The sequence below is a fragment of the Geodermatophilus sp. SYSU D00879 genome (assembly GCF_054050375.1).
This window is the reverse complement of sequence record NZ_JBJGZF010000016.1, coordinates 52,609-78,917: the sequence shown is the minus strand read 5'-3', so window position 1 is coordinate 78,917 and position 26,309 is coordinate 52,609. Positions and strand designations below refer to the sequence as shown.

40 protein-coding genes are annotated in these 26,309 nt (G+C 71.3%); 37 read left to right on the top strand and 3 right to left on the bottom strand.

Annotated elements, in window-relative coordinates; all coding sequences use genetic code 11:
• Positions 1–56 precede the first annotated feature (56 nt).
• From ACI79B_RS18605 to ACI79B_RS18595, 3 genes are all read right to left on the bottom strand, one after another.
• Positions 57–1,100, bottom strand: a complete 1,044-nt coding sequence (locus tag ACI79B_RS18605) for an LLM class F420-dependent oxidoreductase (RefSeq protein WP_456929506.1) — start codon at positions 1,098–1,100, stop codon at positions 57–59.
• Positions 1,101–1,177: 77 nt separating this feature from the next.
• Positions 1,178–1,408 carry a hypothetical protein gene (locus ACI79B_RS18600; RefSeq protein ID WP_387987762.1) on the bottom strand — a complete coding sequence of 77 codons (231 nt, stop codon included), beginning with the start codon at positions 1,406–1,408 and terminating at the stop codon, positions 1,178–1,180.
• Positions 1,409–1,554: 146 nt separating this feature from the next.
• Complete coding sequence (locus tag ACI79B_RS18595; RefSeq protein ID WP_456929505.1) at positions 1,555–2,520, bottom strand: hypothetical protein; 966 nt, start codon at positions 2,518–2,520, stop codon at positions 1,555–1,557.
• 614 nt (positions 2,521–3,134) lie between these two features.
• Here ACI79B_RS18595 and rpsL point away from each other — a divergent pair.
• The 37 genes from rpsL (at position 3,135) to truA (ending at position 26,261) form a co-directional block, all read left to right on the top strand.
• Entirely contained in the window at positions 3,135–3,509 is a 375-nt protein-coding gene (rpsL, locus tag ACI79B_RS18590) for a 30S ribosomal protein S12 (protein WP_012950487.1), read from the top strand.
• Between the two features lies 1 nt (position 3,510).
• Complete coding sequence (rpsG, locus tag ACI79B_RS18585; RefSeq protein WP_075013303.1) at positions 3,511–3,981, top strand: 30S ribosomal protein S7; 471 nt, start codon at positions 3,511–3,513, stop codon at positions 3,979–3,981.
• Between the two features lie 104 nt (positions 3,982–4,085).
• Complete coding sequence (gene fusA / locus ACI79B_RS18580; RefSeq protein WP_456929504.1) at positions 4,086–6,185, top strand: elongation factor G; 2,100 nt, start codon at positions 4,086–4,088, stop codon at positions 6,183–6,185.
• A 91-nt stretch (positions 6,186–6,276) separates the two neighbouring features.
• Positions 6,277–7,470 carry an elongation factor Tu gene (gene tuf, locus ACI79B_RS18575; protein ID WP_456929503.1) on the top strand — a complete coding sequence of 398 codons (1,194 nt, stop codon included), beginning with the start codon at positions 6,277–6,279 and terminating at the stop codon, positions 7,468–7,470.
• A gap of 168 nt (positions 7,471–7,638) precedes the next feature.
• A complete protein-coding gene (rpsJ, locus tag ACI79B_RS18570) occupies positions 7,639–7,944 on the top strand; it encodes a 30S ribosomal protein S10 (protein ID WP_014742859.1) in 306 nt (101 codons plus the stop codon).
• Between the two features lie 16 nt (positions 7,945–7,960).
• Entirely contained in the window at positions 7,961–8,626 is a 666-nt protein-coding gene (gene rplC / locus ACI79B_RS18565) for a 50S ribosomal protein L3 (RefSeq protein ID WP_456929502.1), read from the top strand.
• On the top strand, positions 8,623–9,432 hold the full coding sequence (rplD, locus tag ACI79B_RS18560; RefSeq protein ID WP_456929501.1) for a 50S ribosomal protein L4: 810 nt from the start codon (positions 8,623–8,625) through the stop codon (positions 9,430–9,432). Before rplC ends, rplD begins: the two co-directional genes overlap by 4 nt.
• Positions 9,429–9,731 (top strand): 50S ribosomal protein L23, encoded by a 303-nt coding sequence (gene rplW / locus ACI79B_RS18555; protein WP_456929500.1) that lies wholly within the window; start codon positions 9,429–9,431, stop codon positions 9,729–9,731. The genes rplD and rplW overlap by 4 nt, the downstream gene beginning before the upstream one ends.
• Before the next feature lie 41 nt (positions 9,732–9,772).
• Positions 9,773–10,606 carry a 50S ribosomal protein L2 gene (gene rplB, locus ACI79B_RS18550; RefSeq protein ID WP_073421345.1) on the top strand — a complete coding sequence of 278 codons (834 nt, stop codon included), beginning with the start codon at positions 9,773–9,775 and terminating at the stop codon, positions 10,604–10,606.
• A gap of 23 nt (positions 10,607–10,629) precedes the next feature.
• A complete protein-coding gene (gene rpsS / locus ACI79B_RS18545; RefSeq protein WP_073421347.1) occupies positions 10,630–10,911 on the top strand; it encodes a 30S ribosomal protein S19 in 282 nt (93 codons plus the stop codon).
• Between the two features lie 26 nt (positions 10,912–10,937).
• Entirely contained in the window at positions 10,938–11,417 is a 480-nt protein-coding gene (gene rplV / locus ACI79B_RS18540) for a 50S ribosomal protein L22 (protein WP_456929499.1), read from the top strand.
• A complete protein-coding gene (gene rpsC, locus ACI79B_RS18535) occupies positions 11,417–12,325 on the top strand; it encodes a 30S ribosomal protein S3 (RefSeq protein WP_456929498.1) in 909 nt (302 codons plus the stop codon). The genes rplV and rpsC overlap by 1 nt, the downstream gene beginning before the upstream one ends.
• 3 nt (positions 12,326–12,328) lie before the next feature.
• Positions 12,329–12,745 carry a 50S ribosomal protein L16 gene (rplP, locus tag ACI79B_RS18530; protein ID WP_387987743.1) on the top strand — a complete coding sequence of 139 codons (417 nt, stop codon included), beginning with the start codon at positions 12,329–12,331 and terminating at the stop codon, positions 12,743–12,745.
• Positions 12,745–12,978: a 50S ribosomal protein L29 gene (rpmC, locus tag ACI79B_RS18525; RefSeq protein ID WP_387987741.1), complete on the top strand. Its 234-nt coding sequence runs from the start codon at positions 12,745–12,747 to the stop codon at positions 12,976–12,978. The genes rplP and rpmC overlap by 1 nt, the downstream gene beginning before the upstream one ends.
• Positions 12,975–13,274, top strand: coding sequence for a 30S ribosomal protein S17 (gene rpsQ, locus ACI79B_RS18520; protein ID WP_369202793.1), 300 nt, complete (start codon positions 12,975–12,977; stop codon positions 13,272–13,274). The genes rpmC and rpsQ overlap by 4 nt, the downstream gene beginning before the upstream one ends.
• Positions 13,275–13,494: 220 nt before the next feature.
• A complete protein-coding gene (rplN, locus tag ACI79B_RS18515; RefSeq protein ID WP_387987738.1) occupies positions 13,495–13,863 on the top strand; it encodes a 50S ribosomal protein L14 in 369 nt (122 codons plus the stop codon).
• A 2-nt stretch (positions 13,864–13,865) separates the two neighbouring features.
• Entirely contained in the window at positions 13,866–14,219 is a 354-nt protein-coding gene (rplX, locus tag ACI79B_RS18510; protein WP_456929497.1) for a 50S ribosomal protein L24, read from the top strand.
• Between the two features lie 2 nt (positions 14,220–14,221).
• Entirely contained in the window at positions 14,222–14,806 is a 585-nt protein-coding gene (rplE, locus tag ACI79B_RS18505) for a 50S ribosomal protein L5 (RefSeq protein ID WP_387987736.1), read from the top strand.
• 22 nt (positions 14,807–14,828) lie between these two features.
• Positions 14,829–15,014: a type Z 30S ribosomal protein S14 gene (locus tag ACI79B_RS18500; protein WP_012950469.1), complete on the top strand. Its 186-nt coding sequence runs from the start codon at positions 14,829–14,831 to the stop codon at positions 15,012–15,014.
• Positions 15,015–15,136: 122 nt separating this feature from the next.
• Positions 15,137–15,541: a 30S ribosomal protein S8 gene (gene rpsH, locus ACI79B_RS18495; RefSeq protein WP_456901390.1), complete on the top strand. Its 405-nt coding sequence runs from the start codon at positions 15,137–15,139 to the stop codon at positions 15,539–15,541.
• Between the two features lie 14 nt (positions 15,542–15,555).
• Positions 15,556–16,095: a 50S ribosomal protein L6 gene (gene rplF / locus ACI79B_RS18490; protein WP_456929496.1), complete on the top strand. Its 540-nt coding sequence runs from the start codon at positions 15,556–15,558 to the stop codon at positions 16,093–16,095.
• A complete protein-coding gene (gene rplR / locus ACI79B_RS18485) occupies positions 16,095–16,502 on the top strand; it encodes a 50S ribosomal protein L18 (RefSeq protein ID WP_456929495.1) in 408 nt (135 codons plus the stop codon). The genes rplF and rplR overlap by 1 nt, the downstream gene beginning before the upstream one ends.
• A 40-nt stretch (positions 16,503–16,542) precedes the next feature.
• Positions 16,543–17,157 (top strand): 30S ribosomal protein S5, encoded by a 615-nt coding sequence (gene rpsE, locus ACI79B_RS18480; RefSeq protein ID WP_387987727.1) that lies wholly within the window; start codon positions 16,543–16,545, stop codon positions 17,155–17,157.
• 1 nt (position 17,158) lies between these two features.
• On the top strand, positions 17,159–17,338 hold the full coding sequence (rpmD, locus tag ACI79B_RS18475; protein WP_387987725.1) for a 50S ribosomal protein L30: 180 nt from the start codon (positions 17,159–17,161) through the stop codon (positions 17,336–17,338).
• A gap of 13 nt (positions 17,339–17,351) precedes the next feature.
• Positions 17,352–17,795, top strand: coding sequence for a 50S ribosomal protein L15 (gene rplO, locus ACI79B_RS18470; RefSeq protein ID WP_456929494.1), 444 nt, complete (start codon positions 17,352–17,354; stop codon positions 17,793–17,795).
• Positions 17,796–17,978: 183 nt separating this feature from the next.
• Entirely contained in the window at positions 17,979–19,289 is a 1,311-nt protein-coding gene (gene secY / locus ACI79B_RS18465; RefSeq protein ID WP_456929493.1) for a preprotein translocase subunit SecY, read from the top strand.
• A complete protein-coding gene (locus ACI79B_RS18460) occupies positions 19,289–19,897 on the top strand; it encodes an adenylate kinase (protein ID WP_456929492.1) in 609 nt (202 codons plus the stop codon). Before secY ends, ACI79B_RS18460 begins: the two co-directional genes overlap by 1 nt.
• Before the next feature lie 70 nt (positions 19,898–19,967).
• Entirely contained in the window at positions 19,968–20,771 is an 804-nt protein-coding gene (gene map / locus ACI79B_RS18455) for a type I methionyl aminopeptidase (RefSeq protein ID WP_456929491.1), read from the top strand.
• A gap of 306 nt (positions 20,772–21,077) precedes the next feature.
• A complete protein-coding gene (gene infA, locus ACI79B_RS18450; protein WP_012950459.1) occupies positions 21,078–21,299 on the top strand; it encodes a translation initiation factor IF-1 in 222 nt (73 codons plus the stop codon).
• 73 nt (positions 21,300–21,372) lie between these two features.
• Positions 21,373–21,486 carry a 50S ribosomal protein L36 gene (gene rpmJ, locus ACI79B_RS18445; RefSeq protein WP_012950458.1) on the top strand — a complete coding sequence of 38 codons (114 nt, stop codon included), beginning with the start codon at positions 21,373–21,375 and terminating at the stop codon, positions 21,484–21,486.
• A 15-nt stretch (positions 21,487–21,501) separates the two neighbouring features.
• Positions 21,502–21,882 (top strand): 30S ribosomal protein S13, encoded by a 381-nt coding sequence (rpsM, locus tag ACI79B_RS18440; protein ID WP_456548794.1) that lies wholly within the window; start codon positions 21,502–21,504, stop codon positions 21,880–21,882.
• A 100-nt stretch (positions 21,883–21,982) separates the two neighbouring features.
• A complete protein-coding gene (gene rpsK / locus ACI79B_RS18435; RefSeq protein ID WP_012950456.1) occupies positions 21,983–22,390 on the top strand; it encodes a 30S ribosomal protein S11 in 408 nt (135 codons plus the stop codon).
• A 35-nt stretch (positions 22,391–22,425) separates the two neighbouring features.
• Positions 22,426–23,052, top strand: a complete 627-nt coding sequence (gene rpsD, locus ACI79B_RS18430) for a 30S ribosomal protein S4 (RefSeq protein WP_456929490.1) — start codon at positions 22,426–22,428, stop codon at positions 23,050–23,052.
• Between the two features lie 120 nt (positions 23,053–23,172).
• Positions 23,173–24,249, top strand: coding sequence for a DNA-directed RNA polymerase subunit alpha (locus ACI79B_RS18425; protein ID WP_456929489.1), 1,077 nt, complete (start codon positions 23,173–23,175; stop codon positions 24,247–24,249).
• Positions 24,250–24,398: 149 nt separating this feature from the next.
• Positions 24,399–25,031 carry a 50S ribosomal protein L17 gene (rplQ, locus tag ACI79B_RS18420; RefSeq protein WP_456929488.1) on the top strand — a complete coding sequence of 211 codons (633 nt, stop codon included), beginning with the start codon at positions 24,399–24,401 and terminating at the stop codon, positions 25,029–25,031.
• Positions 25,028–25,405 carry a hypothetical protein gene (locus ACI79B_RS18415; protein ID WP_456929487.1) on the top strand — a complete coding sequence of 126 codons (378 nt, stop codon included), beginning with the start codon at positions 25,028–25,030 and terminating at the stop codon, positions 25,403–25,405. Before rplQ ends, ACI79B_RS18415 begins: the two co-directional genes overlap by 4 nt.
• Positions 25,406–25,409: 4 nt before the next feature.
• Positions 25,410–26,261 (top strand): tRNA pseudouridine(38-40) synthase TruA, encoded by an 852-nt coding sequence (truA, locus tag ACI79B_RS18410; RefSeq protein ID WP_456929538.1) that lies wholly within the window; start codon positions 25,410–25,412, stop codon positions 26,259–26,261.
• Positions 26,262–26,309 lie beyond the last annotated feature (48 nt).

Sequence of the window (26,309 nt, the reverse complement as noted above, 5' to 3'; positions counted from 1 at the left end):
CAGGACGCGCGGGGCTGAGCCAGGACGACGTCGGCGTCACGTGACGCAACGCCGGACTAGCGGTCGGCCAGCTTCCGCATGGTCTCCACCGTCCGCAGCCGGCCCTCGCGGCTGTCGTCGAGGGGCTGCAGCGCGATGGTGGTGACGCCGGCCTCCGCGTAGGCGGCCACCCGCTCGGCCACGTAGGACTCCGGCCCGATGAGCGACACCTTGCGGACGAACTCCTCGGGCAGCGCCGCGGCCGCCTCGTCCTTCTTCCCGTCCAGGTAGAGGTCCTGGACGGTGGTGGCGGCCTCCTCGTAGCCGTAGCGCCGCGCGAGGTCGTTGTAGAAGTTCTTCCCCCGGGCGCCCATGCCGCCGACGTAGAGGGCCAGCTGCGGCCGCACCAGGTCGTGCAGGTGGTCGACGTCCTCGCCGATCGCCACCGGGACGCCGCAGATCACCTGCAGGTCCCCGAGCGCGGCGTCCCGCTTCGCCTTCCCGGCCCGCAGCGAGTCGCCCCAGACGTCGTCGGCGCGCTCGGGCATGAACCAGATCGGCTCCCACACCTCGGCGATCTCGGCGGCGAGCTCCACGTTCTTGGGGCCGAGCGCGGCGAGCATCACCGGGATGCGCTCGCGCACCGGGGTGTTGATCAGCTTGAGCGGCTTGCCCAGGCCGGTGCCCTGCTCGGCCGGCAGCGGCACCGTGTACTTCGGCCCCTCGTGCACGAGCCGCTCGCGGCGCCACACCTGCCGGCAGATCTCCACGACCTCGCGGGTGCGCTGCAGCGGGGCGTCGTAGGGGACGCCGTGCCAGCCCTCGATCACCTGCGGGCCGGAGGCGCCCAGGCCCAGGGTGAACCGCCCGCCGGAGACGAAGTCCAGCCCGGCGGCGGTCATGGCCGTCAGGGCCGGCGTCCGGCTGTAGATGGGCAGGATCGCGCTCATCAGCTCGACCCGCTGCGTGACGGCCGCCAGGTACCCGAGCTGGCTGACGGCGTCGAAGGTGTAGACCTCCGCGCACATCGCGAGGTCGAGCCCGGCGGCCTCGAGGTCGACGATCTCCGCCGCCGTCTCCTGGAATCCCCCCGCGTAACTGGCCTGGATGCCGATGCGCACCTGCACTCCTCTGGTCGGCGGCGCCCGCGTCGGCGCCTCCGGCGACCGTAGCGGGTGCGCGCGGGCGGGCCCGAGGCTCAGGCGGTGCGGCTGCGCAGCGGGCGGATCACCCCGACGACCTCGGTGACGACCCGGACGCCGTCCACGTCGCGGGGGACCAGGCCGGCCGCGTCGGCGTCGGCGACGTCGACCTTGACGACGTAGCCGCTGTCCCGCCGGGCCAGGCCGATGCCGACCACCCCCGGCTGCGCGGAGAGCTGGTCAGCGAGAACGCCCTTGGCGGCGCGGGCGGCGGCACGGTCGGTCACGAGGTCTCCTCGCTGACGCCCGCGCGCCGGGTGCCCGGGACGAGGGAGGTCCCGGACGGCCGTGCGGGCTCGGTCACCACCCCATGGTGCCTCGTTCCCGCCCGGAGCGACATCCCCCTGACCTGGGGGAGGGCCTCAGGAGGAGGTCAGGAGGCGACCCACTCCGCCCCCAGGGTGGCCAGCACCGTCGACAGGGGGTTGGCGAAGGTCAGCCCGGCGCCGTTGCTGCCGCCCTGGTCGCTGCCGGCGAACAGCAGGCCCAGCGGCACGCGGTCCGCGCTGCGCCAGATGACCGACCCGCTGTCCCCGCCGGCGGAGAAGGGTCCCGACAGGCCCTCGATCTCGATCTGGTCGTCGAAGACGTGCACGCCGTCGTCGTACTGGACGGCGACCCCGTCGACCTCGACGGCGGTGACCCGCCCGCGGGTGTGCCCCGTGGTGCGACCCACCTTCTCGACCTCCTCGTCCGGTTCCACCTCCTCCCCGTCGGCCACGGTGCCGGCCAGCGGGCCGCCGGGGACCCGGCCGGGCTCGGCCTCGACGCCGGCGTCCAGGACGGCGACGGCGGCGTCGACCCTGTTGCGGCCCCCGGTGAAGCGCTCGAAGGCGGTCAGCGTGGCCACCCGGTCGGCCGGGACGCCGCCGTCGGCCGGTCCGGGCTGCAGCACCGCGTCGCCGACCGCGCCGGCGTCGCTGGCGGCGAGGACGTGGTTGTTGGACAGGATCGCCAGCCGGCCGTCCACCCGGACGAAGCCGCCCAGCGTCCCGGCCGTGACGGCGGGGTGGGCCACCGACAGCCCGGGGTGCAGCGGGCGGGTGCGCTGCTGGAGCTCGGCCGGGGTGGGGGAGGACAGCGGCACTATCGGCCCGGTCACCCGGACGTCGATCTCCGCGCGCACCACGTCGTCGAGGTCCGTGAGCAGCACCCGGGCGTCGGCTTCGGCCGCCACGCGGATCGCGAGGTGCACCCGCCCGGGGGCGACGGGAGCCAGCCCGATGGCCGGCCGCGTCCACACGCGGCCGCCGAGGTCGCTGGCCCGGACCGGGGGGAAGCCCTCGGCCAGGCGGGCGGACAGCCGCGCCTTGAGCTCGCGCGCCGTGTCGATCAGCACCAGGACCTCCGTAGCGGTGAGTGGTCTCGTTGGGACCGACGGTAGGGGGAGGGGCTGACAGTCGCGCGCCCACCGGGGGGAGTGCCGGCACGCGTCGTCCCCTGGCGCGCCGGCCCGGCCGCGGTATGGTGCGGCCTCCCCCCGGGGCCGTGCGGCACGGTCCCCGCGGCCGCCGGGAATGGCCGGTGGGCCCGCGTCGTTGTCCCCGTCGAACGGGCCCGGGTGGCAGGCAGACCCTGCCCGCTCGGCTCCCGGGACCCGGCTTTGACCGCCTCCCAGCACGCGGGTATCGTGGTCAGCCGTGCCCAGGGTGCCCTGGGCCTGCTCCCGTTCGCGGTGCGCCTGGGTGTCCGGAGGTCCGCCTCCAGGCCGCGGGTCCGCCCCGGTGGGCCGTCCACGGAGGACGGTGTCCGGAGGTGGCGGCGCCGAGTCGCGGGGGGCGACCTGTCCGGTACGACCGCCGGCCGGTCCTGGGGAAGGCGACACGCCCGACCGCGGGGACCGGTGAGTGGCTCGCGACCAGGGCGGACGACCCCGGCAGGACCGGCACCGGCGACACGACAGCAGCACCGTCCACAGCACGACCCAGCGCAGGTAGGAGATCCAGGCCACCCATGCCCACGATCAACCAGCTGGTCCGCAAGGGCCGCGAGGACAAGGTCGAGAAGACCAAGACCCCGGCGTTGAAGGGCTCCCCTCAGCGTCGAGGCGTGTGCACCCGCGTGTACACCACGACGCCGAAGAAGCCGAACTCGGCGCTCCGCAAGGTCGCTCGCGTCCGCCTCACCAGTGGCATCGAGGTGACCGCCTACATCCCGGGCGTCGGCCACAACCTGCAGGAGCACTCGATGGTGCTCGTGCGCGGCGGCCGCGTGAAGGACCTCCCGGGTGTGCGTTACAAGATCATCCGCGGCTCGCTCGACACCCAGGGTGTCCGCAACCGCAAGCAGGCTCGCAGCCGGTACGGCGCGAAGAAGGAGAAGAGCTGACATGCCGCGCAAGGGCCCCGCGCCGCGCCGTCCGCTGGTCAACGACCCGGTCTACCAGTCGCCGCTGGTCACCCAGCTGGTGAACAAGGTCCTCGTCGACGGCAAGCGCTCGGTCGCCGAGTCGATCGTCTACGGCGCCCTCGAGGGCTGCCGCGCCAAGACCGACACCGACCCGGTGGTCACGCTCAAGCGCGCGCTGGACAACGTCAAGCCGGCCCTCGAGGTCCGCAGCCGCCGCGTCGGTGGCGCGACCTACCAGGTCCCGGTCGAGGTCCGCGCCTCCCGCAGCACCACCCTCGGCCTGCGCTGGCTGATCCAGTACAGCCGGGCGCGCCGCGAGAAGACGATGACCGAGCGCCTCATGAACGAGCTGCTCGACGCCAGCAACGGCCTCGGTGCCGCGGTCAAGCGCCGCGAGGACACCCACAAGATGGCCGAGTCGAACAAGGCCTTCGCGCACTACCGCTGGTAGTCGCACCCCCGCTGGTGACACCCCGTCCACCAGCACCCGCCGGCGGGAACGCCGGGCCACCCCCCGGACCCCGCACGCGGACCAGAGACAAAGAGGAGTGAGGAATGGCCGACACCAAGGCCCAGCTCGCCAGGACCCGCAACATCGGGATCATGGCGCACATCGACGCGGGCAAGACCACGACGACCGAGCGCATCCTCTTCTACACCGGTATCAACTACAAGATCGGTGAGGTCCACGACGGCGCGGCCACGATGGACTGGATGGAGCAGGAGCAGGAGCGCGGCATCACCATCACGTCCGCCGCGACGAAGTGCTCCTGGAACGACCACGACATCAACATCATCGACACCCCGGGGCACGTCGACTTCACCGTCGAGGTGGAGCGGTCCCTGCGCGTGCTCGACGGTGCCGTGGCCGTCTACGACGGTGTCGCCGGCGTGGAGCCGCAGACCGAGCAGGTCTGGCGGCAGGCGGAGAAGTACGGCGTCCCGCGCATGTGCTTCGTCAACAAGCTCGACCGGACCGGCGCGAACTTCTTCCGCTGCGTCGACATGATGGTCGAGCGGCTCGGCGCCAACCCGGCCGTGCTGCAGCTGCCCATCGGTGCCGAGGCCGACTTCATCGGCGTCGTCGACCTGGTGCAGATGCGCGCGCTCACCTGGCGCGGTGAGACCAAGATGGGCGAGGACTACGCCATCGAGGAGATCCCCGCCGAGCTCGCCGACCAGGCGGCCGAGTACCGCGACAAGCTGCTCGAGACGATCGCCGAGACCGACGACGCGATCATGGAGGCCTACCTGGGCGGCGAGGACATCCCCGTCGACCAGCTCAAGGCCGCCATCCGCAAGGCGACCATCGCCGCGCAGATCAACCCGGTGCTCACCGGCACGGCGTTCAAGAACAAGGGCGTGCAGCCCCTGCTCGACGCCGTCGTCGACTACCTGCCCAGCCCGCTGGACATCGAGGCCATCGTGGGCACCGCCCTCGACGGCGAGACCGAGGTCCTGCGGCACGCCGACGAGGACGAGCCGTTCTCGGCGCTGGCCTTCAAGATCCAGACCGACCAGCACCTCGGCAAGCTGACCTACGTCCGGGTCTACTCGGGCCGGCTCAACTCCGGGTCCCCGGTGCTCAACAGCACCAAGGACCGCAAGGAGCGGATCGGCAAGATCTACCAGATGCACGCCAACAAGCGCGAGGAGCGCGAGGGCGTGGGCGCCGGCCAGATCGTCGCCGTCGTCGGCCTGAAGCAGACGACCACGGGTGACACCCTCTGCGACCCGCAGAACCCGGTGATCCTCGAGTCGATGACCTTCCCGGCCCCGGTCATCTCGGTCGCCATCGAGCCGAAGACCAAGGGCGACCAGGAGAAGCTCGGCACGGCCATCCAGAAGCTGGCCGAGGAGGACCCGACCTTCCAGGTCCGCCTCGACGAGGAGACCGGCCAGACGGTCATCTCCGGCATGGGCGAGCTCCACCTGGAGATCCTGGTCGACCGCATGCGGCGCGAGTTCCGCGTCGAGGCCAACGTCGGCAAGCCGCAGGTCGCCTACCGCGAGACCATCCGCAAGGCGATCGAGAAGGTCGACTACACCCACAAGAAGCAGACGGGTGGGTCCGGCCAGTTCGCCAAGGTGCAGGTCAGCATCGAGCCGCTCGAGGTCAGCGGCGACGGCCCGACCTACGAGTTCGTCAACGCCGTCACCGGTGGTCGCATCCCGAAGGAGTACATCCCCTCGGTCGACCAGGGCATGCAGGACGCCATGCAGTACGGCATCCTCGCCGGCTACCCGATGGTCGGGGTCAAGGCGACCCTCGTCGACGGCCAGTACCACGAGGTCGACTCCTCGGAGATGGCCTTCAAGATCGCCGGCTCGATGGTCTTCAAGGAGGCCGCCCGCAAGGCCAGCCCGGCCCTGCTCGAGCCGATGATGGCCGTCGAGGTCGTCACGCCCGAGGACTACATGGGTGACGTCATCGGCGACCTGAACTCCCGGCGCGGGATGATCCAGGCGATGGAGGAGCGCTCCGGCGCCCGCGTCGTCCGGGCCCTGGTCCCGCTCTCGGAGATGTTCGGCTACGTGGGCGACCTGCGCAGCCGCACCCAGGGGCGGGCGAGCTACACCATGGTGTTCGACTCGTACGCCGAGGTCCCGCAGAACGTGGCCAAGGAGATCATCGCCAAGGCCACCGGCGAGTGACCCGCCGGGCGGGGCACGTCCCCGCCCGGCACCCCCAGCAAGCCCACCCCAGAGTTCGCGCACTACGCGAGACCACGAGGAGAGGAACCCAGTGGCCAAGGCCAAGTTCGAGCGGACCAAGCCGCACGTCAACATCGGCACCATCGGGCACATCGACCACGGCAAGACCACGCTGACCGCGGCGATCACCAAGGTGCTGCACGACAAGTACCCGGACCTCAACGAGGCGTCGGCCTTCGACCAGATCGACAAGGCGCCCGAGGAGAAGGCCCGCGGCATCACGATCTCGATCGCCCACGTCGAGTACCAGACGGAGAACCGTCACTACGCGCACGTCGACTGCCCCGGGCACGCCGACTACATCAAGAACATGATCACCGGTGCGGCGCAGATGGACGGCGCCATCCTGGTGGTCGCCGCGACCGACGGCCCGATGCCGCAGACCAAGGAGCACGTCCTCCTGGCCCGCCAGGTCGGCGTCCCCTACATCGTCGTGGCGCTGAACAAGGCCGACATGGTCGACGACGAGGAGATCCTCGAGCTCGTCGAGCTGGAGGTCCGCGAGCTGCTCTCCGAGTACGAGTTCCCGGGCGACGACGTCCCCGTGGTCCGCGTCTCGGCGCTGAAGGCCCTCGAGGGCGACGCCGAGTGGGGCAACAAGCTCATGGAGCTCATGGACGCCGTCGACACGGCGATCCCCGAGCCGCAGCGTGAGGTCGACAAGCCCTTCCTCATGCCGGTCGAGGACGTCTTCACCATCACCGGTCGCGGCACCGTCGTCACCGGTCGCGTGGAGCGCGGCATCGTCAAGGTGTCGGAGGAGGTCGAGATCGTCGGCATCCGTCCGTCGTCGACCAAGACCACCGTCACCGGCGTCGAGATGTTCCGCAAGCTGCTCGACCAGGGCCAGGCCGGCGACAACGTCGGTCTGCTGCTGCGCGGCATCAAGCGCGAGGACGTGGAGCGCGGCCAGGTCGTCGTGAAGCCCGGCTCGATCACCCCGCACACCAACTTCGAGGGTTCGGTCTACATCCTCTCGAAGGACGAGGGTGGCCGTCACACGCCGTTCTTCAACAACTACCGTCCGCAGTTCTACTTCCGGACGACCGACGTCACCGGCGTCGTGACCCTGCCGGCCGGCACCGAGATGGTCATGCCGGGCGACAACACCGAGATGACGGTCGAGCTGATCCAGCCGATCGCCATGGAGGAGGGCCTGCGGTTCGCCATCCGTGAGGGTGGCCGCACCGTCGGCGCCGGTCGCGTCACCAAGATCATCAAGTAACACCCCCGACGGGCGGCGGCGCACCCCTGCGCCGCCGCCCGTCCCCGGGTGGACGAGCTGCGTGTGTGCACCGCCACCCTCCCCGCTGGGGCCGCACCGGATGAGTTCCGGACGCACCCGGCGTTCCCCAGCAAGCAGAACAGCGATCGGCAGGAGCGAGAGACAGCGATGGCGGGACAGAAGATCCGCATCAGGCTGAAGGCCTACGACCACGAGGCGATCGACGCCTCGGCGCGGCGCATCGTCGACACGGTGACCAAGACCGGTGCGCGCGTCGTCGGCCCGGTGCCGCTGCCGACGGAGAAGAACGTGTACTGCGTCATCCGCTCGCCGCACAAGTACAAGGACTCGCGCGAGCACTTCGAGATGCGCACGCACAAGCGGCTCATCGACATCCTCGACCCGACGCCGAAGACGGTCGACGCGCTCATGCGCATCGACCTGCCGGCCTCGGTCGACGTGAACATCCAGTAAGGGACCGAGTCCAGTCATGGCGAGTACGTTCCGCGGGCTCCTCGGCGAGAAGCTGGGGATGACCCAGGTCTTCGACGAGAACAACCGCATCGTGCCGGTGACCGTCGTCAAGGCGGGCCCGAACGTGGTGACGCAGGTGCGCACCCCCGAGGTCGACGGCTACTCGGCCGTCCAGCTCGGCTTCGGCGAGATCGACCCCCGCAAGGTGAACAAGCCCGAGGGTGGCCACTTCGCCAAGGCCGGCGTGACGCCGCGCCGCCACCTGGTCGAGCTCCGCACCGAGGACGCCGGCCAGTACACGGTCGGCCAGGAGCTGACCGCCGAGGTCTTCGACGGCGTGGCCAAGGTCGACGTCATCGGCACCAGCAAGGGCAAGGGCACCGCCGGTGTCATGAAGCGCCACGGCTTCAAGGGCCTCGGCGCGGCGCACGGCACCCAGCGCAAGCACCGGTCGCCCGGCTCGATCGGCGGCGCCTCCACCCCCGGCCGCGTGTTCAAGGGCCTGAAGATGGCCGGGCGCATGGGCGCGGTGAAGACCACGACCCTCTCGCTCGTCGTCCACAAGGTCGACACCGAGCGCGGCCTCATCCTGATCAAGGGCGCCGTCCCCGGCCCGAAGGGCGGGCTCCTGCTCGTCCGCTCGGCCGTCAAGGGCGGTCCCGTGGGGAGTGACAACCAGTGACCCAGTCGACCGCGACCGAGGCCGCGCGCGCCGACCGCCAGGTCGACGTCCGCACGCCGGCGGGGGAGACCTCGGGCAGCGTCACGCTGCCCGGTGACCTGTTCGACGCGAACGCGAACGTCGCGCTCATGCACCAGGTCGTCGTCGCCCAGCTGGCCGCGGCCCGCCAGGGCACGCACGCGACGAAGACGCGCGGCGCCGTCAGCGGCGGTGGCGTCAAGCCCTACCGCCAGAAGGGCACCGGCCGCGCCCGTCAGGGCTCGATCCGCGCGCCGCAGTTCACCGGCGGTGGCACGGTGCACGGCCCCCAGCCGCGCGACTACTCGCAGCGCACGCCCAAGAAGATGAAGGCCGCCGCGCTGCGCGGTGCCCTCTCCGACCGGGCGCGCGACGGCCGCGTGCACGTCGTCACCACCTTCGTCGACGGGGACGCCCCGAAGACCAAGGCGGCCATCGCCACCCTCGACGCCGTCACCTCGGCCAAGCGGGTGCTCGTGGTCCTCGACCGCGACGACGTCCTCAACTGGGTGAGCCTGCGCAACGAGCCGCGCGTGCACCTGATCGAGGCCGGCCAGCTCAACACCTACGACGTCCTGGTCAGCGACGAGGTGGTCTTCACGGAGACCGCGCTCGCCGAGTTCGTCGCCGGCCCGCACGGCGGCAACGGCAGCACCTCGCTGACCAAGCCGGACCTGACGACGCCGGACATCCCCGGCGCCATCCCGTCCATCCAGCCGGCTGAGGGCACGACCGACCTGGACCTCGAGCAGAACGAGGCCACCGACACCACCGAGGAGAAGGCGTGAGCGTCCGCGACCCCCGGGACGTCCTGCTGTCGCCGGTCATCTCGGAGAAGAGCTACGGGCTGCTGGACGACAACCAGTACACGTTCGTGGTGCTGCCCGAGGCCAACAAGACGCAGATCAAGATCGCGGTCGAGCAGGTCTTCAACGTGAAGGTCCTCGGCGTGAACACCATCAACCGCCAGGGCAAGCGCAAGCGCAGCCGGGGCAACAAGCTCGGCAAGCGCAAGGACACCAAGCGGGCCATCGTCTCGCTGGCGCCCGGCGACCGGATCGAGATCTTCGGGGGCCCGGGCGCCTGAGCCCGGGACTGCCGGACCAGAGATAGAGGACTGAGTCAGCAATGGCTATCCGCAAGTACAAGCCGACGACGCCGGGCCGCCGCGGCTCCAGCGTCGCCGACTTCGCCGAGGTCACCCGCGACCACCCCGAGAAGTCGCTGGTCCGGCCGCTGCACGGTCGCGGCGGGCGCAACGTCCACGGGAAGGTCACCGCTCGCCACCAGGGCGGCGGTCACAAGCGCGCCTACCGCGTCATCGACTTCCGTCGGGCGGACAAGGACGGCGTGCCGGCGAAGGTCGCGCACATCGAGTACGACCCGAACCGCACGTCGCGCATCGCGTTGCTGCACTTCGCCGACGGCGAGAAGCGCTACATCATCGCGCCGGCCCGCCTGAAGCAGGGCGACACGGTGGAGTGCGGCCCGGCGGCCGACATCAAGCCGGGCAACAACCTGCCGCTGCGCAACATCCCGGTCGGCACGGTCGTGCACGCGATCGAGCTGCGGCCCGGCGGCGGCGCGAAGATCGCCCGCTCCGCCGGCACCAGCGTCCAGCTGGTCGCCCGCGAGGGCCGCTTCGCCCAGCTGCGCATGCCCTCGGGCGAGATCCGCAACGTCGACGTGCGCTGCCGCGCCACCGTCGGCGAGGTGGGCAACGCCGAGCAGTCGAACATCAACTGGGGCAAGGCCGGCCGCATGCGGTGGAAGGGCAAGCGCCCGACCGTCCGCGGTGTCGCCATGAACCCGGTGGACCACCCGCACGGTGGTGGTGAGGGCAAGACCTCCGGTGGTCGTCACCCGGTGAACCCGAAGGGCAAGCCGGAGGGCCGCACGCGCAAGCGCAAGGCCAGTGACGCCCTGATCGTGCGCCGCCGGCGCACCAACAAGAAGCGCTGAGCGGGTAGAGGAGTCCGACAGACATGCCACGCAGCCTGAAGAAGGGCCCGTTCGTCGACGACCACCTGCTCAAGAAGGTGGACGTGCAGAACGAGAAGGGCACCAAGACGGTCATCCGGACCTGGTCCCGCCGCTCGACGATCATCCCGGACATGCTCGGCCACACCATCGCCGTGCACGACGGTCGCAAGCACGTCCCGGTCTTCGTGACCGAGGCGATGGTCGGGCACAAGCTCGGCGAGTTCGCTCCGACCCGGACCTTCCGCGGTCACGTCAAGGACGACCGCCGGTCGCGGCGCGGCTGAGCCCGGTCCCGAGAGAGAGACTTGAGATGACTTCCCAGCTGGGAGAGGAGACGCAGGTCGCCCGGGCCGTCGCCCGCGGCGTCCGCGTCACCCCCATGAAGGCACGCCGGGTGGTGGACCTCATCCGCTACCTGCCCACCGACGAGGCCCTGGCCCTCCTGCGGTTCGCCCCGCAGTCGGCCAGCGAGCCGGTGGCCAAGGTCGTCGCCAGCGCCGTCGCCAACGCCGAGCACAACCTGCGGCTGGACCCGGCCGCGCTGGTCGTCAGCGCCGCCTACGTCGACGAGGGCCCGACCATGAAGCGGATCCGGCCGCGCGCCCAGGGCCGCGCCTACCGCATCAACAAGCGGACCAGCCACATCACCGTCGAGGTGAGCGAGGTCGGCTCCAGCGCCGAGCTCGCCGGCAAGTCCCGCACCGCCCGTCGCCGCACCGGCCAGTCCGGCCCGGCGACGCAGCAGCAGGGCACGCAGCAGCGCTCCAACACGAGGGGAGGGACCCGCTAGTGGGTCAGAAGGTCAACCCGCACGGGTTCCGCCTCGGCATCACCACCGACTACAAGTCCCGGTGGTACGCCGACAAGCTGTACAAGGACTACGTCAAGGAAGACGTGGCCATCCGCAAGCTCATGACCAAGGGCATGGAGCGCGCCGGCATCTCGAAGGTGGAGATCGAGCGCACCCGTGACCGGGTCCGGGTCGACATCCACACCGCCCGGCCGGGCATCGTCATCGGCCGCCGCGGCGCCGAGGCCGACCGCATCCGCGGCGAGCTGGAGAAGCTCACCGGCAAGCAGGTGCAGCTGAACATCCTCGAGGTCAAGAACCCCGAGGCCGACGCCCAGCTCGTGGCCCAGGCCGTGGCCGAGCAGCTGTCCAGCCGCGTCAGCTTCCGCCGCGCCATGCGCAAGGCCATGCAGTCGGCCCAGCGCAGCCCGCAGGTCAAGGGCATCCGGGTGCAGTGCTCCGGGCGCCTGGGCGGCACCGAGATGAGCCGGTCGGAGTTCTACCGCGAGGGTCGCGTGCCGCTGCACACCCTCCGGGCGAACATCGACTACGGCCTGTACGAGGCCCGCACCACCTTCGGCCGCATCGGCGTGAAGGTGTGGATCTACAAGGGCGACGTCAGCGGCTCGCGTGCCGAGCGCGAGGCCCTCGAGGCCCTCGCCGCCCGGCAGCAGCGCCGGGAGCGCCCGCAGCGCCCCCGCCGGTCGGGCTCCAGCGGCACCACCGCCGGTGGCACCGAGGCCGGCCGCGCCGCCGCCGAGACGTCGACCGGTCCGGAGACCGCCGCCGACAGCACCGTGGCCGTGACCTCGGGTGAGGTCGCGCCCGAGCAGACCGTCGCCGAGGCCGCCGGCCCCGAGGCGACCGCCGCGGCCGAGACGACCGCGACCGAGAACACGGAGGGCTGACACGTGCTGATCCCCCGGCGCGTCAAGCACCGCAAGCAGCACCACCCGGACCGCTCCGGCCGGGCCAAGGGCGGCACGGCGATCAACTTCGGTGAGTACGCCATCCAGGCCCTCGAGCCGGCGTACGTGACCAACCGGCAGATCGAGTCCGCCCGTATCGCCATGACCCGGCACATCCGCCGTGGCGGCAAGGTCTGGATCACGATCTACCCGGACCGCCCGCTCACCAAGAAGCCGGCCGAGACCCGCATGGGTTCCGGCAAGGGCTCCCCGGAGTGGTGGGTCGCCAACGTCAAGCCGGGCCGCGTCATGTTCGAGCTGTCGGGTGTCCCGGAGTCGGTGGCCCGCGAGGCCATGCGCCGCGCCATCCACAAGCTGCCCATGAAGGCTCGCTTCATCACGCGTGAAGGAGAGGTGTGATGGCCGCCGGTCTGACCGCCCCGGAGCTGCGCGAGCTCTCGGCCGAGGAGCTCGCCACGCGGCTGCGTGAGCACAAGGAAGAGTTGTTCAACCTGCGCTTCCAGGTGGCCACCGGCCAGCTGGACAACAACCGGCGACTGCAGACCGTCCGCCGCGACATCGCCCGGATCTACACGATCATGCGCGAGCGCGAGCTGGGTCTCTCGGTCGCCCCGAACGAGGGTGTGGCATGAGCGAGCCCGAGAACACCGCTGTCGCCAGCGGCCCCGGCCTGGCCGGCCGCGGCTACCGCAAGGTCCGCGAGGGCCTCGTGGTCAGCGACAAGATGGACAAGACCATCGTCGTCGAGGTCGAGGACCGCGTGAAGCACGGCCTCTACGGCAAGGTCCTCCGTCGCACCAGCAAGCTGAAGGCCCACGACGAGCAGGGGGTCGCCGGCATCGGCGACCGCGTGCAGATCATGGAGACCCGGCCGCTGTCGGCCACCAAGCGGTGGCGGCTGGTCGAGGTCCTCGAGAAGGCCAAGTAACACCCGTCGGGGGTCCGCGGGCCCTGTGACCCACGCCCTGCGGGGCGGGTCGCGGGACCGGGTACCCTGGACGACTGGCGCCCCTCCGGGTGAGCGCCACATCCCGGTACCCGTGTCGGACGCACCGGCGGCATCAGTCGCCGGTGCGTCCGCGCGTGGGTACCGGACAGCCGGTTCACCGTTCCGGCCCGGCTGTCACCACTGAGATTGGGAGTAGGACGTGATCCAGCAGGAGTCGCGGCTCCGGGTCGCCGACAACACCGGTGCGAAGGAGATCCTCTGCATCCGGGTGCTCGGCGGTTCCGGGCGGCGCTACGCCGGCATCGGCGACGTCATCGTGGCGACCGTCAAGGACGCGCTGCCCGGTGCCGGCGTCAAGCGCGGCGACGTCGTCAAGGCCGTCGTCGTCCGCACGCGGAAGGAGCGTCGTCGTCCCGACGGCTCCTACATCCGCTTCGACGAGAACGCCGCGGTCATCATCCGCGACAGCGGCGACCCGCGCGGTACGCGCATCTTCGGTCCCGTCGGCCGCGAGCTGCGCGACAAGCGCTTCATGCGGATCATCTCGCTCGCCCCGGAGGTGCTCTGACCATGGCTGCCAAGAAGACCACGCCGGCCAAGACGCCGAGCATGAAGGTGAAGAAGGGCGACACCGTGGTGGTCCTGTCCGGCAAGGACAAGGGCGCCAAGGGTCGCGTGATCGCCGCCTACCCCAAGCTGCAGAAGGTCCTCGTCGAGGGCGTCGGCCGCGTCAAGAAGCACACCCGCATCAGCTCGAACCAGCGGGGCGCGCAGCAGGGCGGCATCGTCACCCAGGAGGCTCCCATCCACGTCAGCAACGTGATGGTGATCGACTCCGAGGGGACGCCGACCCGGGTCGGTTACCGCCAGGACGAGGAAGGCCGCAACATCCGGGTGTCGCGGCGGACCGGTAAGGACCTCTGACGATGACTGCACCCACCCGTGAGCTCCCGCGCCTGCTGGCGCACTACCGCGAGTCGATCGTGCCGGCCCTCCAGGAGGAGTTCGGCTTCGAGAACGTCATGCAGATCCCGCGGCTGACGAAGATCGTCGTCAACATGGGCGTCGGCGAGGCGACCCGCGACGCCAAGCTGATGGACGGCGCGGTCCGCGACCTCACCGCCATCACCGGCCAGCGTCCGGCCGTCGTCCGGGCCCGCAAGTCCATCGCCCAGTTCAAGCTGCGCGAGGGCATGCCGATCGGCGCCAAGGTCACCCTCCGCGGGGACCGCATGTGGGAGTTCCTCGACCGGCTCCTGGCGCTGGCCCTGCCCCGCATCCGCGACTTCCGCGGCCTGAACGCCAAGCAGTTCGACGGGCACGGCAACTACACGTTCGGGCTGACCGAGCAGTCGATGTTCCGCGAGATCGACGTCGACAAGATCGACCGTCCGCGCGGCATGGACATCACGCTCGTCACCACCGCCACGAACGACGAGGAGGGTCGCGAGCTGCTCCGCCTCCTGGGCTTCCCGTTCGCCGGCCAGCCCGTCGTCACCACCATCCGCTGAGCCGGGCCGAGGAGACAGACAGATGGCCAAGAAGGCGCTGATCAACAAGGCGGCCCGCAAGCCCAAGTTCGCGGTCCGCGGCTACACCCGCTGCCAGCGGTGCGGTCGTCCGCACTCGGTCTTCCGCAAGTTCGGCCTGTGCCGGATCTGCCTGCGGGAGATGGCGCACGCCGGCGAGCTGCCGGGTGTGAGCAAGTCCAGCTGGTAGTCCGCAGTCCCCGCCCCGCGCGCTGACCGCGCGGGGCGGGTCCCCAGCACCACCGGTCGCCGAGAGGCCCACGCGAGGGACGCGTGAGGAACCGCGGCGAGAGAGGCACGACACCCATGACGATGACCGACCCGATCGCGGACATGCTCACGCGGTTGCGCAACGCGAACACGGCCTACCACGACTCGACGCGCATGCCGTCGTCGAAGCTCAAGACGCACATCGCCGAGATCCTCCAGCAGGAGGGCTACATCGCCGGCTGGCGCGTGGAGGACGTCGAGAAGGACGGCGCCACCCGCAAGGAGCTGGTGATCGACCTGAAGTTCGGCCCCAACCGCGAGCGCAGCATCGCCGGGGTGCGCCGGGTGTCCAAGCCGGGCCTGCGGGTCTACGCGAAGTCGAACGCCCTGCCGAAGGTCCTGGGCGGCCTCGGGGTGGCCATCATCTCCACCTCGACCGGGCTGCTGACCGACCGGCAGGCGACCAAGAAGGGCGTGGGCGGGGAAGTCCTCGCCTACGTCTGGTAAGAGGAGCGAGCGAGATGTCACGGATCGGACGACTGCCGGTTCCCGTGCCCGGTGGCGTGGACGTCACCATCGACGGCCAGACGGTCAGCGTGAAGGGCCCCAAGGGCACCCTGTCCCACACCGTCGCGGCGCCCATCACGGTCGCCCGGGGCGAGGACGGCACGCTGAGCGTCCAGCGGCCCAACGACGAGCGCGAGAGCCGGGCGCTGCACGGCCTGTCCCGCACCCTGATCGCCAACATGATCACCGGCGTCACCGAGGGCTACACCAAGACCCTCGAGATCGTCGGCGTCGGCTACCGCGTCCAGGCCCGCGGCTCGGACCTGGAGTTCGCGCTCGGCTACAGCCACCCGGTGCCGGTGCGTGCCCCTGAGGGCATCACCTTCACCGTCGAGTCGCCCACCCGCCTGCGGGTGACCGGCATCGACAAGCAGCAGGTCGGCCAGGTGGCCGCCAACATCCGCGGCCTCCGCAAGCCCGACCCGTACAAGGGCAAGGGCGTCCGCTACCAGGGCGAGGTCGTCAAGCGCAAGGTCGGGAAGACGGGTAAGTGATGGCACAGACCGAGAAGGCCGCTCGGGTGCACACGCCCGTCGGCACCGACATCAGCACCGCGCGCCGCGTCTCGCGGCTGCGCCGCCACAACCGGCTCCGCAAGCGGGTCTCCGGCACGCCGGAGCGCCCGCGCATGGTGGTCAACCGCAGCACGCGGCACATCCACGTGCAGGTCGTGGACGACACCGCCGGCCGTACGCTGGTGAGCGCCTCGACGCTCGACGCCGGCCTGCGCGGCGCCGAGGGCGACAAGTCCGCCCTGGCCCGCCGGGTGGGCGCCCTGGTCGCCGAGCGCGCCCAGGCCGCCGGCATCACCAAGGTCGTGTTCGACCGCGGGGGCAACCGCTACCAGGGCCGCATCGCCGCGCTGGCCGACGGCGCGCGTGAGGGCGGGCTGGACTTCTGATGAGCAGCACCGCCAACCAGCAGATCGAGAGGGACGTCTGATGCCAGGACCACAGCGACGCGGCGGCGGCGCCGGCGGCGGCAACGACCGCCGCGACCGTCGTGACGGCGGGCGGGGGCCCGGCGGCGCGCCTGCCGAGAAGAGCAACTACATCGAGCGCGTGGTGGCCATCAACCGCGTGTCGAAGGTCGTCAAGGGCGGTCGGCGCTTCAGCTTCACCGCCCTGGTGATCGTCGGCGACGGTGACGGCACCGTGGGCGTCGGCTACGGCAAGGCCAAGGAGGTGCCCGCGGCGATCGCCAAGGGCGTCGAGGAGGCCAAGAAGCACTTCTACAAGGTGCCGCGCATCGCCAGCACCATCCCGCACCCGGTGCAGGGTGAGGCCGCTGCCGGTGTCGTGCTGCTCAAGCCGGCCAGCCCCGGTACCGGTGTCATCGCCGGTGGCCCGGTGCGCGCCGTCCTCGAGTGCGCCGGCATCCACGACGTGCTCTCGAAGAGCCTCGGCTCGTCGAACCCGATCAACATCGTGCACGCCACCATGCAGGCGCTGAAGGAGCTCGTCCGCCCCGAGGAGATCGCCGCCCGCCGCGGGCTGCCCCTCGAGGACGTCGCCCCGGCCGCCATGCTGCGGGCGCGTGCGGGCCAGGGGGTCTGACATGGCGCAGCTGAAGGTGACCCAGGTCCGGTCGGCGATCGGCACGAAGCCCAACCAGCGGCAGACGCTGCGGTCCCTGGGCCTCAAGCGGATCAACGACACGGTCGTGCAGGAGGACCGTCCCGAGATCCGCGGGATGGTCGCCACGGTGACGCACCTCGTCGCCGTCGAAGAGATCTGAGCAGGGACTCGTCATGACTCTCAAGGTCCACCACCTGCGTCCGGCCCCGGGCGCCCACACCCCCAAGACGCGCGTCGGCCGGGGTGAGGGCTCCAAGGGCAAGACCGCCGGTCGCGGCACCAAGGGCACCGGGGCGCGCGGCAACACGTCCGCGCGCTTCGAGGGCGGCCAGACGCCGCTGCACATGCGGCTGCCCAAGATGTCCGGCTTCAAGAACCGGAACAAGGTCGTCTTCCAGGTCGTCAACCTCGACCGGATCGCGTCCCTGTTCCCGCAGGGCGGGCACGTCGACCCCGACACGCTCGCCGACGCCGGCGCGGTCCGCCGTGGCCAGCCGGTGAAGGTCCTCGGCACCGGTGACCTGGGCGGCGTCCAGGTCACCGTGCACGCGCACGCCTTCTCGGCCTCCGCCGCCGAGAAGATCGCCGCGGCCGGGGGCAGCACCACCCGCATCTGACCGCCGACGACCCCCGGGTGCCCCATCGCCCCGGGGGTCGTCTGCTGTCCGGCCCGTGCGCACCCGCGCCCGGGCCCCGGGGAGCCGACCGCCCCGCCCGCCGGTGTGCCACCGGTGAGGGAGGCTGTGACCGGCGCGACCCCCGTCGTTGCTAACCTCATCCGACCGAGCAGGGGAGGGCACGTGCTGCAGGCGTTCGCCGCGGCGTTCCGGACGCCAGACCTCCGGCGCAAGTTGCTGTTCTCCCTGGCGATCATCGCCGTGTACCGGCTGGGCGCCTCGGTGCCCGGCCCGGGGGTCTCCGTCGAGGCGATCAACAGCTGTCTCGAGCAGGCGCAGGCGGGCAGCCAGCGCGACGTCTACTCGCTGGTGAACCTGTTCTCCGGCGGGGCGCTGCTCCGGCTGTCGATCTTCGCGCTGGGGATCATGCCGTACATCACCGCCAGCATCATCGTGCAGCTGCTGGTCGTGGTGATCCCGCGGTTCGAGCAGCTGAAGAAGGAAGGGCAGTCGGGCCAGCAGAAGCTGACCCAGTACACCCGCTACCTGACGATCGCCCTGGCGGTCCTGCAGAGCACCGGCATCATCGCCCTGGCCCGCAGCGGCCAGCTGTTCCCCGGCTGCCAGCAGGACATCATCCCGTCGGACAGCATCTGGACGACGGTCGTGCTCGTGGTCGCCCTGACCGCCGGCACCGCGGTGATCATGTGGCTCGGCGAGCTGCTCACCGAGAAGGGGATCGGCAACGGCATGTCCGTGCTGATCTTCACCTCGATCGCGGCCCGCATCCCCGCCGAGGGCGGCTCGATCCTGCAGACCCGCGGCGGCGTCGTCTTCGCCGTCGTCTGCGCCTTCGCCCTGCTGATCATCGGGGCCGTCGTCTACGTCGAGCAGGCGCAGAGACGGATCCCGGTCCAGTACGCCAAGCGCATGGTCGGCCGCCGCATGTACGGCGGCACCTCCACCTACCTCCCGCTCAAGGTGAACCAGGCCGGCGTCATCCCGGTCATCTTCGCCTCGTCGCTGCTCTACCTCCCGCAGCTGATCACCCAGCTCCAGGGTGACGAGACCGGCCCGGTCCGGCAGTTCTTCGAGAACTACGTCATCGACCAGAGCAGCCCGGTGCACGTCGCGCTGTACTTCGGCCTGATCGTGTTCTTCACGTACTTCTACGTGTCGATCACCTTCAACCCGGAGGAGCGGGCCGACGACATGAAGCGCTACGGCGGCTTCATCCCCGGCATCCGCCCGGGTCGGCCGACGGCGGAGTACCTGCAGTACGTGCTGTCCCGGATCACCCTGCCCGGGTCGATCTACCTCGGGATCGTCGCGGTGCTGCCGAACTTCTTCCTGTCGATCACGCAGCAGGGGGCGAACCAGAACTTCCCGTTCGGCGGGACCGCAGTGCTGATCATGGTGGGAGTGGGCTTGGAGACCGTGAAGCAGATCGAGACGCAGCTCAACCAGCGCAACTACGAAGGGTTCCTGAAGTAGTGCGCATCGTGCTGCTGGGCCCGCCGGGAGCCGGCAAGGGGACCCAGGCCCAGATCATCGCCGGCCAGCTCGGGGTGCCCGCCATCTCCACGGGCGACATCTTCCGCGCCAACGTGAGCGGTCAGACCGAGCTCGGTCGCAAGGCCAAGGTCTTCATGGACGCCGGTGACCTCGTCCCCGACGAGATCACCGTCGCGATGGTCAGGGACCGGCTCGCCGAGCCCGACGCCAAGGCCGGCTTCCTGCTCGACGGCTTCCCCCGCACGATCGCCCAGGCCGAGCAGCTGCGCGGCTCCCTCGAGGAGCTGGGGCACGGGCTGGACCGCGTCGTCGAGCTGGTCGTCGAGGAGGAGGAGCTGGTCCGCCGGCTCTCCGGCCGCCGTATGCTCGTCGACGGCGAGTGGGTGCAGCGCGACGACGACCGGCCCGAGACCGTGCGGCACCGCCTCCGGGTCTACCGGGAACAGACCGCCCCGCTGTCCGGGTTCTACGAGGGCGAGGGGCTGCTGTCGCGCATCGACGCGATCGGCACCATCGAGGAGGTCACCGCCCGGGTGATGACCGCCCTGGGCCGGCCCGTGCAGTCCGGGCAGCCGAGCGACAGCTGAGGGAACGGCGCCGCCGATGTCGGCCGGGATCCTGACCCGCCTCCCGCTGCTGGCGAAGTGGAGTGGACGCATGATCCAGATCAAGACACCGCACGAGATCGAGCTCATGCGCGGTGCCGGCCTCGTCGTCGCCGAGGCGATCGCCGCGGTCCGCGCGGCGGTCCGCCCCGGCGTGACCACCGGGGAGCTGGACGCGATCGCCGAGGACGTCATCCGGTCCTCCGGGGCGATCCCGTCGTTCCTCGGCTACCACGGCTTCACCGGCAGCATCTGCGCGTCGATCAACGACGAGGTCGTGCACGGCATCCCGAACCCGGAGCGCGCCCTCGCCGAGGGGGACAACATCTCCATCGACTGCGGCGCGATCCTGGACGGCTGGCACGGCGACTCGGCGGTCACCGTGACCGTCGGGCCACCGTCGGCCGAGGACGCCGCGCTCATCGCCGTCACCGAACGGTCCATGTGGGCCGGCCTGGCGAGGGCGGTGGCCGGTGGCCGGCTGACCGACATCAGCTCCGCGGTCGAGCAGGCCATCACCGCCGAGGCGCACCCCTACGGGATCGTCGACCACTACGGCGGGCACGGCATCGGGACCGAGATGCACCAGGACCCGCACGTCCTCAACTACGGCCGGCCCGGCCGCGGCCCGCGGCTGGTCCCCGGCCTGGCGCTGGCCATCGAGCCCATGGTGACCGTGGGCGACCCGGCGACCGCCGAGCTCGAGGACGGCTGGACCGTGGTGACCAAGGACGGCTCCCGGGCCGCCCACTTCGAGCACACCGTCGCCATCACCCCCGAGGGGCCCTGGGTCCTGACGGCGGAGGACGGCGGCGTCGCGGGCCTGGCCCCCTTCGGGATCACCCCGCGCACCTGAGCGAGGACCCCCTCGCCCCCACCACTCGCGAGCCCGTGGTGGGACCCTGCGAGGGGCCACCCGGGGCGTTCCGTTGTGACGGAGGCCGGGTTGGAGCCCCCCGCTGCGGCGGGGTACAGTGAACGACGGCGTTCGCGCCGTCCTGTCGTCGTGCTGTGGCCGCACGACCCGGGACGCCCTCGCGGGAGCGCCTGCACCACCTGGTCTGCAACCACCGCGTACGACCCGGCCGGCATCCGGCGCGGTCGCATGCGACTCCAGCACCACACCAACCAGCACCACCGAGTCAGGGAGGCCGTGTCGGGCATGGCGAAGAAGGACGGGGCCATCGAGGTCGAGGGTCGCGTCGTCGAGCCGCTGCCCAACGCGATGTTCCGGGTCGAGTTGCAGAACGGGCACCGGGTGCTCGCCCACATCAGCGGCAAGATGCGCCAGCACTACATCCGCATCCTGCCCGAGGACCGCGTCGTCGTGGAGCTCTCGCCCTACGACCTGACCCGCGGTCGCATCGTCTACCGCTACAAGTGACCGCCGCCGGCGCGGGGCACCTCCGGGTGCCGCGTGGGCGGCCATCGATCGACAGGAATGAGGGGCGGCACCGGTGAAGGTCCAGCCGTCGGTGAAGAAGATCTGCGACAAGTGCAAGGTGATCCGCCGGCACGGCCGGGTCATGGTCATCTGCGACAACGCCCGCCACAAGCAGCGGCAGGGCTGAGGGAGTACCTGAGACATGGCACGACTGGCCGGCGTCGACCTGCCCCGCGAGAAGCGGATGGAGATCGCGCTCACCTACATCTACGGGATCGGCAAGACCCACGCCAAGGAGACCCTCGCGGCGACCGGCGTGAGCCCCGACCTGCGGGCCAAGGACCTCTCCGACGAGGACCTGCTCAAGCTGCGCGACTACATCGACGAGCACTTCCGCGTCGAGGGTGACCTCCGCCGCGAGGTGGCCGCCGACATCCGCCGCAAGGTGGAGATCGGCTGCTACCAGGGCCTGCGCCACCGTCGTGGCCTGCCCGTGCACGGTCAGCGCACCCGCACCAACGCGCGCTCCAGCAAGGGCCCGCGCAAGACCATCGCCGGCAAGAAGAAGGCCGGCAAGAAGTAAGCCGTGAGGCGCGCTGTCGCACGACCCGTGAGGGCGGGAGCGACGGTGCGCCCCTCGTGCTCACCTGGCCACTGAACGCTCAGAAGGAAACCGGAGAGACATGCCTCCCAGGGCTCGCGCCGCGGCTGGTGCCAAGAAGGTCCGCCGCAAGGAGAAGAAGAACGTCGCCCACGGCGCCGCGCACATCAAGAGCACGTTCAACAACACGATCGTGTCGATCACCGACCCGACCGGCAACGTGATCAGCTGGGCCTCCGCCGGCCACGTCGGCTTCAAGGGCTCGCGCAAGTCGACGCCGTTCGCCGCCCAGATGGCCGCCGAGAACGCCGCGCGCAAGGCCCAGGAGCACGGCATGCGCAAGGTCGACGTCTTCGTGAAGGGCCCGGGCTCGGGCCGCGAGACCGCGATCCGCTCGCTGCAGGCCACCGGCCTCGAGGTGGGGCAGATCCAGGACGTGACGCCGCAGCCGCACAACGGCTGCCGCCCGAAGAAGCGCCGCCGGGTCTGACCGGCCACTGACGAGAAGAACGAGGAGTACCTGACGTGGCCCGTTACGCCGGAGCCGACTGCCGCCTCTGCCGGCGCGAGAAGATGAAGCTGTTCCTCAAGGGCAGCAAGTGCGAGTCCCCGAAGTGCCCGATCGAGATCCGGCCCTACCCGCCGGGCGAGCACGGCCGGGGCCGCAGCAAGGACAGCGAGTACCTCCTGCAGCTGCGCGAGAAGCAGAAGGCCCGCCGCATCTACGGCGTCCTCGAGAAGCAGTTCCGCGGCTACTACGAGGAGGCCAACCGCAAGACCGGCAAGACCGGTGAGGTCCTGCTGCAGATCCTCGAGTCCCGCCTGGACAACGTCGTGTACCGGGCCGGCTGGGGCGAGAGCCGCGACATGGCCCGCCAGCTGGTCAAGCACGGCCACATCCGGGTGAACGGCCGCAAGGTCGACATCCCGTCCTACCGGGTCAGCGCGAACGACATCATCGAGGTCGCCGAGAAGTCGCGGCGGATGGTGCCCTTCGAGATCGCCCAGGCCCGCGCCGGCGAGCGCCCCGTGCCGCCGTGGCTGGAGGTCATCAGCGGCCAGCTGCGCGCCGTCGTGCACAGCGTCCCGGCCCGCCAGGTGATCGACACCCCGGTGCAGGAGCAGCTGATCGTCGAGCTCTACTCCAAGTAAGGGCTCGCAGCACCACAGCACCACCCGGCCCCGGCGGGCGGACCGATGTCCGCCGGGGCCCGCACCACCCCCTCACGGCGTCATATGGCGGGCGCCGGAGGACCCAAGGGAGAACACACGATGCTCATCGCACAGCGTCCGACGCTGACCGAGGAGACCCTCACCGAGCAGCGCTCGCGGTTCGTCATCGAGCCGCTCGAGCCCGGCTTCGGCTACACCCTCGGCAACTCGCTGCGCCGCACCCTCCTGTCCTCGATCCCCGGCGCTGCCGTCACCAGCATCCGGATCGAGGGCACCCTGCACGAGTTCACCACCGTGCCCGGGGTCAAGGAGGACGTCACCGAGATCATCCTCAACCTCAAGGGCCTGGTCGTCAGCTCCGACTCCGACGAGCCGGTGACCATGTACCTGCGCAAGCAGGGCCCGGGTGAGGTCACCGCCGCCGACATCGCGCCCCCGGCCGGTGTCGAGGTGCACAACCCCGACCTGCACATCGCCACCCTCAACGGCAAGGGCCGCCTCGAGATCGAGCTGGTCGTCGAGCGGGGCCGCGGCTACGTCCCGGCGCCGCAGAACAAGCAGCCCGGCCAGGAGATCGGCCGCATCCCGGTCGACTCGATCTACTCGCCGGTCCTCAAGGTCACCTACGCCGTCGAGGCCACCCGCGTCGAGCAGCGCACCGACTTCGACCGCCTCGTGGTCGACGTCGAGACCAAGCCCTCGATCGCCCCGCGGGACGCCATCGCCTCCGCCGGCTCCACGCTGGTCGAGCTGTTCGGCCTGCTGCGCGAGCTGAACGTCGACGCCGAGGGCATCGAGGTCGGGCCCAGCCCGGCCGAGGCCGCCGACATCGCGAACTTCTCGATGCCGATCGAGGACATGGACCTCACCGTCCGGTCCTACAACTGCCTCAAGCGCGAGGGCGTGCACACCGTCGGCGAGCTGGTCACCCGCTCCGAGGCCGACCTGCTCGACATCCGCAACTTCGGGGCCAAGTCGATCGACGAGGTCAAGATGAAGCTGGCGGCCATGGGCCTGGCGCTCAAGGACAGCCCGCCCGGGTTCATCCCGACGTCGGTCGAGAGCTACGACGAGGGCTACGAGACCGACGCCTACCAGGGCCACGGCGAGTACGGCACCGAGTACGGGCAGGTCCAGTACGACGAGGGCTCCTACCAGGAGACCGAGCAGCTCTGACGCTGCACCGGCCGGGCGGCGGGACGACCGCCGCCCGGCCGGACCGCGTGGGCCCGGCTGAGGCGGGTCCGCCACACTGACACAGCGACGACAGCACCACCTGGATGCAGCCGGCACACGCCCGCCCGGCCGCCTGAGGAAGGACCGACATGCCCACCCCCACCAAGGGCCCCCGTCTCGGCGGGTCCGCCTCCCACGAGCGGCTGATGCTGGCGAACCTGGCCACGTCGCTGTTCGAGCACGGGCGGATCACCACCACCGAGGCGAAGGCGAAGCGGCTGCGCCCGTTCGCCGAGAAGCTGGTCACCTTCGCCAAGCGCGGTGACCTGCACGCGCGCCGCCAGGTGATGACGGTCATCCGGGACAAGGACGTCGTCCACCACCTGTTCGCCGAGATCGGCCCGCGCTTCGAGAACCGGCCCGGCGGCTACACCCGCATCACCAAGGTCGGCCCGCGCAAGGGCGACAACGCCCCCATGGCCGTCATCGAGCTCGTCGAGGCGCTGACCGTGGCCCAGCAGGCCGTCGGTGAGGCCGAGCGCGCCCGCGGCACCCGCTTCGCCGCCGGCGCCGGCGCGGCCGCCGCCTCCGGTGAGGTCACCGCGGACGCCGTCGAGACCGCCGCGGCCGACGAGGACACCACCGCGGCCGACGAGACCGCCGAGACCACGGACGCCGACGCGACCGAGGCCGAGGCCACCGACGCCGACGACACCGCCGTGGCCGCCGACGCCGAGGCCCCGGCCGAGGACGCGGCCGAGGACGCGGACGGCTCCAAGTGACCGAGCAGCCGGGCCAGGGCGGCGACGCCGGCGCGGCCGGGGTCTCCGCCGGCGGCGGCGACCAGGGCGCGACCTTCGAAGGCGAGACCACCGGTCCCGGTGGCGACACCTCGCCGGCCGTGACCTCCGGTGAGGTCGACGCCGAGGCGCAGGAGGTCGTGACCGACCTCTACAACCCGGACGGCGAGCGCCAGGACGACGGCGACGTCACCCCCGAGCCCAAGGCCGAGAACCTGGCCGTGGTCGAGGACCCGGCGCTGTCCCCGGACGTGGCCGCCGCGGCGGCCGCCGAGATCGAGGCCGCCGAGATCGGGGACGCCGCGACCGCGGGCACCCACGCCCCCGGCGGCGAGTCCGCGCCCGACCCGAAGTGACCCGCTGCTGAACACCGAGCACCACCGCGACGAGCCCGTTCCCGATCCCGGGGGCGGGCTCGTCCGTCTCCGGCTGTCCGTCGCCTACGACGGGACCGACTTCTCCGGGTGGGCCCGCCAGCCCGGCCGGCGCACCGTGCAGGGCGAGCTGGAGTCCGCGCTGGCCACCGTGCTGCGCGCGCCGGTCGAGCTCACCGTGGCCGGCCGCACCGACGCCGGCGTGCACGCCACCGGCCAGGTCGCGCACGCCGACGTCCCGCGCGCCGCCTGGGAGGAGCAGCGCGAGCGCCTGGTCCGCCGGCTGCGCGGGCTGCTGCCGCCGGACGTGGCGGTGCCCGCCGTCGCCGAGGCGCCGCCGGGCTTCGACGCCCGCTTCGGCGCGCTGGCGCGGCACTACGTCTACCGGCTCACCGACAGCGACGCCGGACCGCCGCCGCTGCGCCGGGCGGACACCGTGGGCTGGCCCCGCCGGCTCGACGCCGCCGCGATGGACGCCGCCGCCCGCCTGATGACCGGCGAGCACGACTTCGCCGCCTTCTGCCGCCGCCGGGAGGGCGCCACGACCGTCCGCACGCTGCTGGAGCTGGCCGTGGCCCGCGACGGCGACCTGGTGACCGTCCGGGCCTCCGCGGACGCCTTCTGCCACTCGATGGTGCGGAGCCTCGTCGGCTCGCTGGTCGCGGTCGGGGAGGGGCGCCGGGCGCCGGAGTGGCCCGCCGGCCTGCTCGACCGCCGGGAGCGGGCGGGCGAGGTCGTCGTCGCCCCGCCCGGAGGGCTGACGCTGGTGCGGGTCGACTACCCGGACGACGCCGACCTCGCCGCCCGCGCGCTGGTCACCCGCGCCCGCCGGGACTAGTGGAAGGACCCTCTTCTGCGTCCCCTCGCACGCTCGGGGACGCCCTGG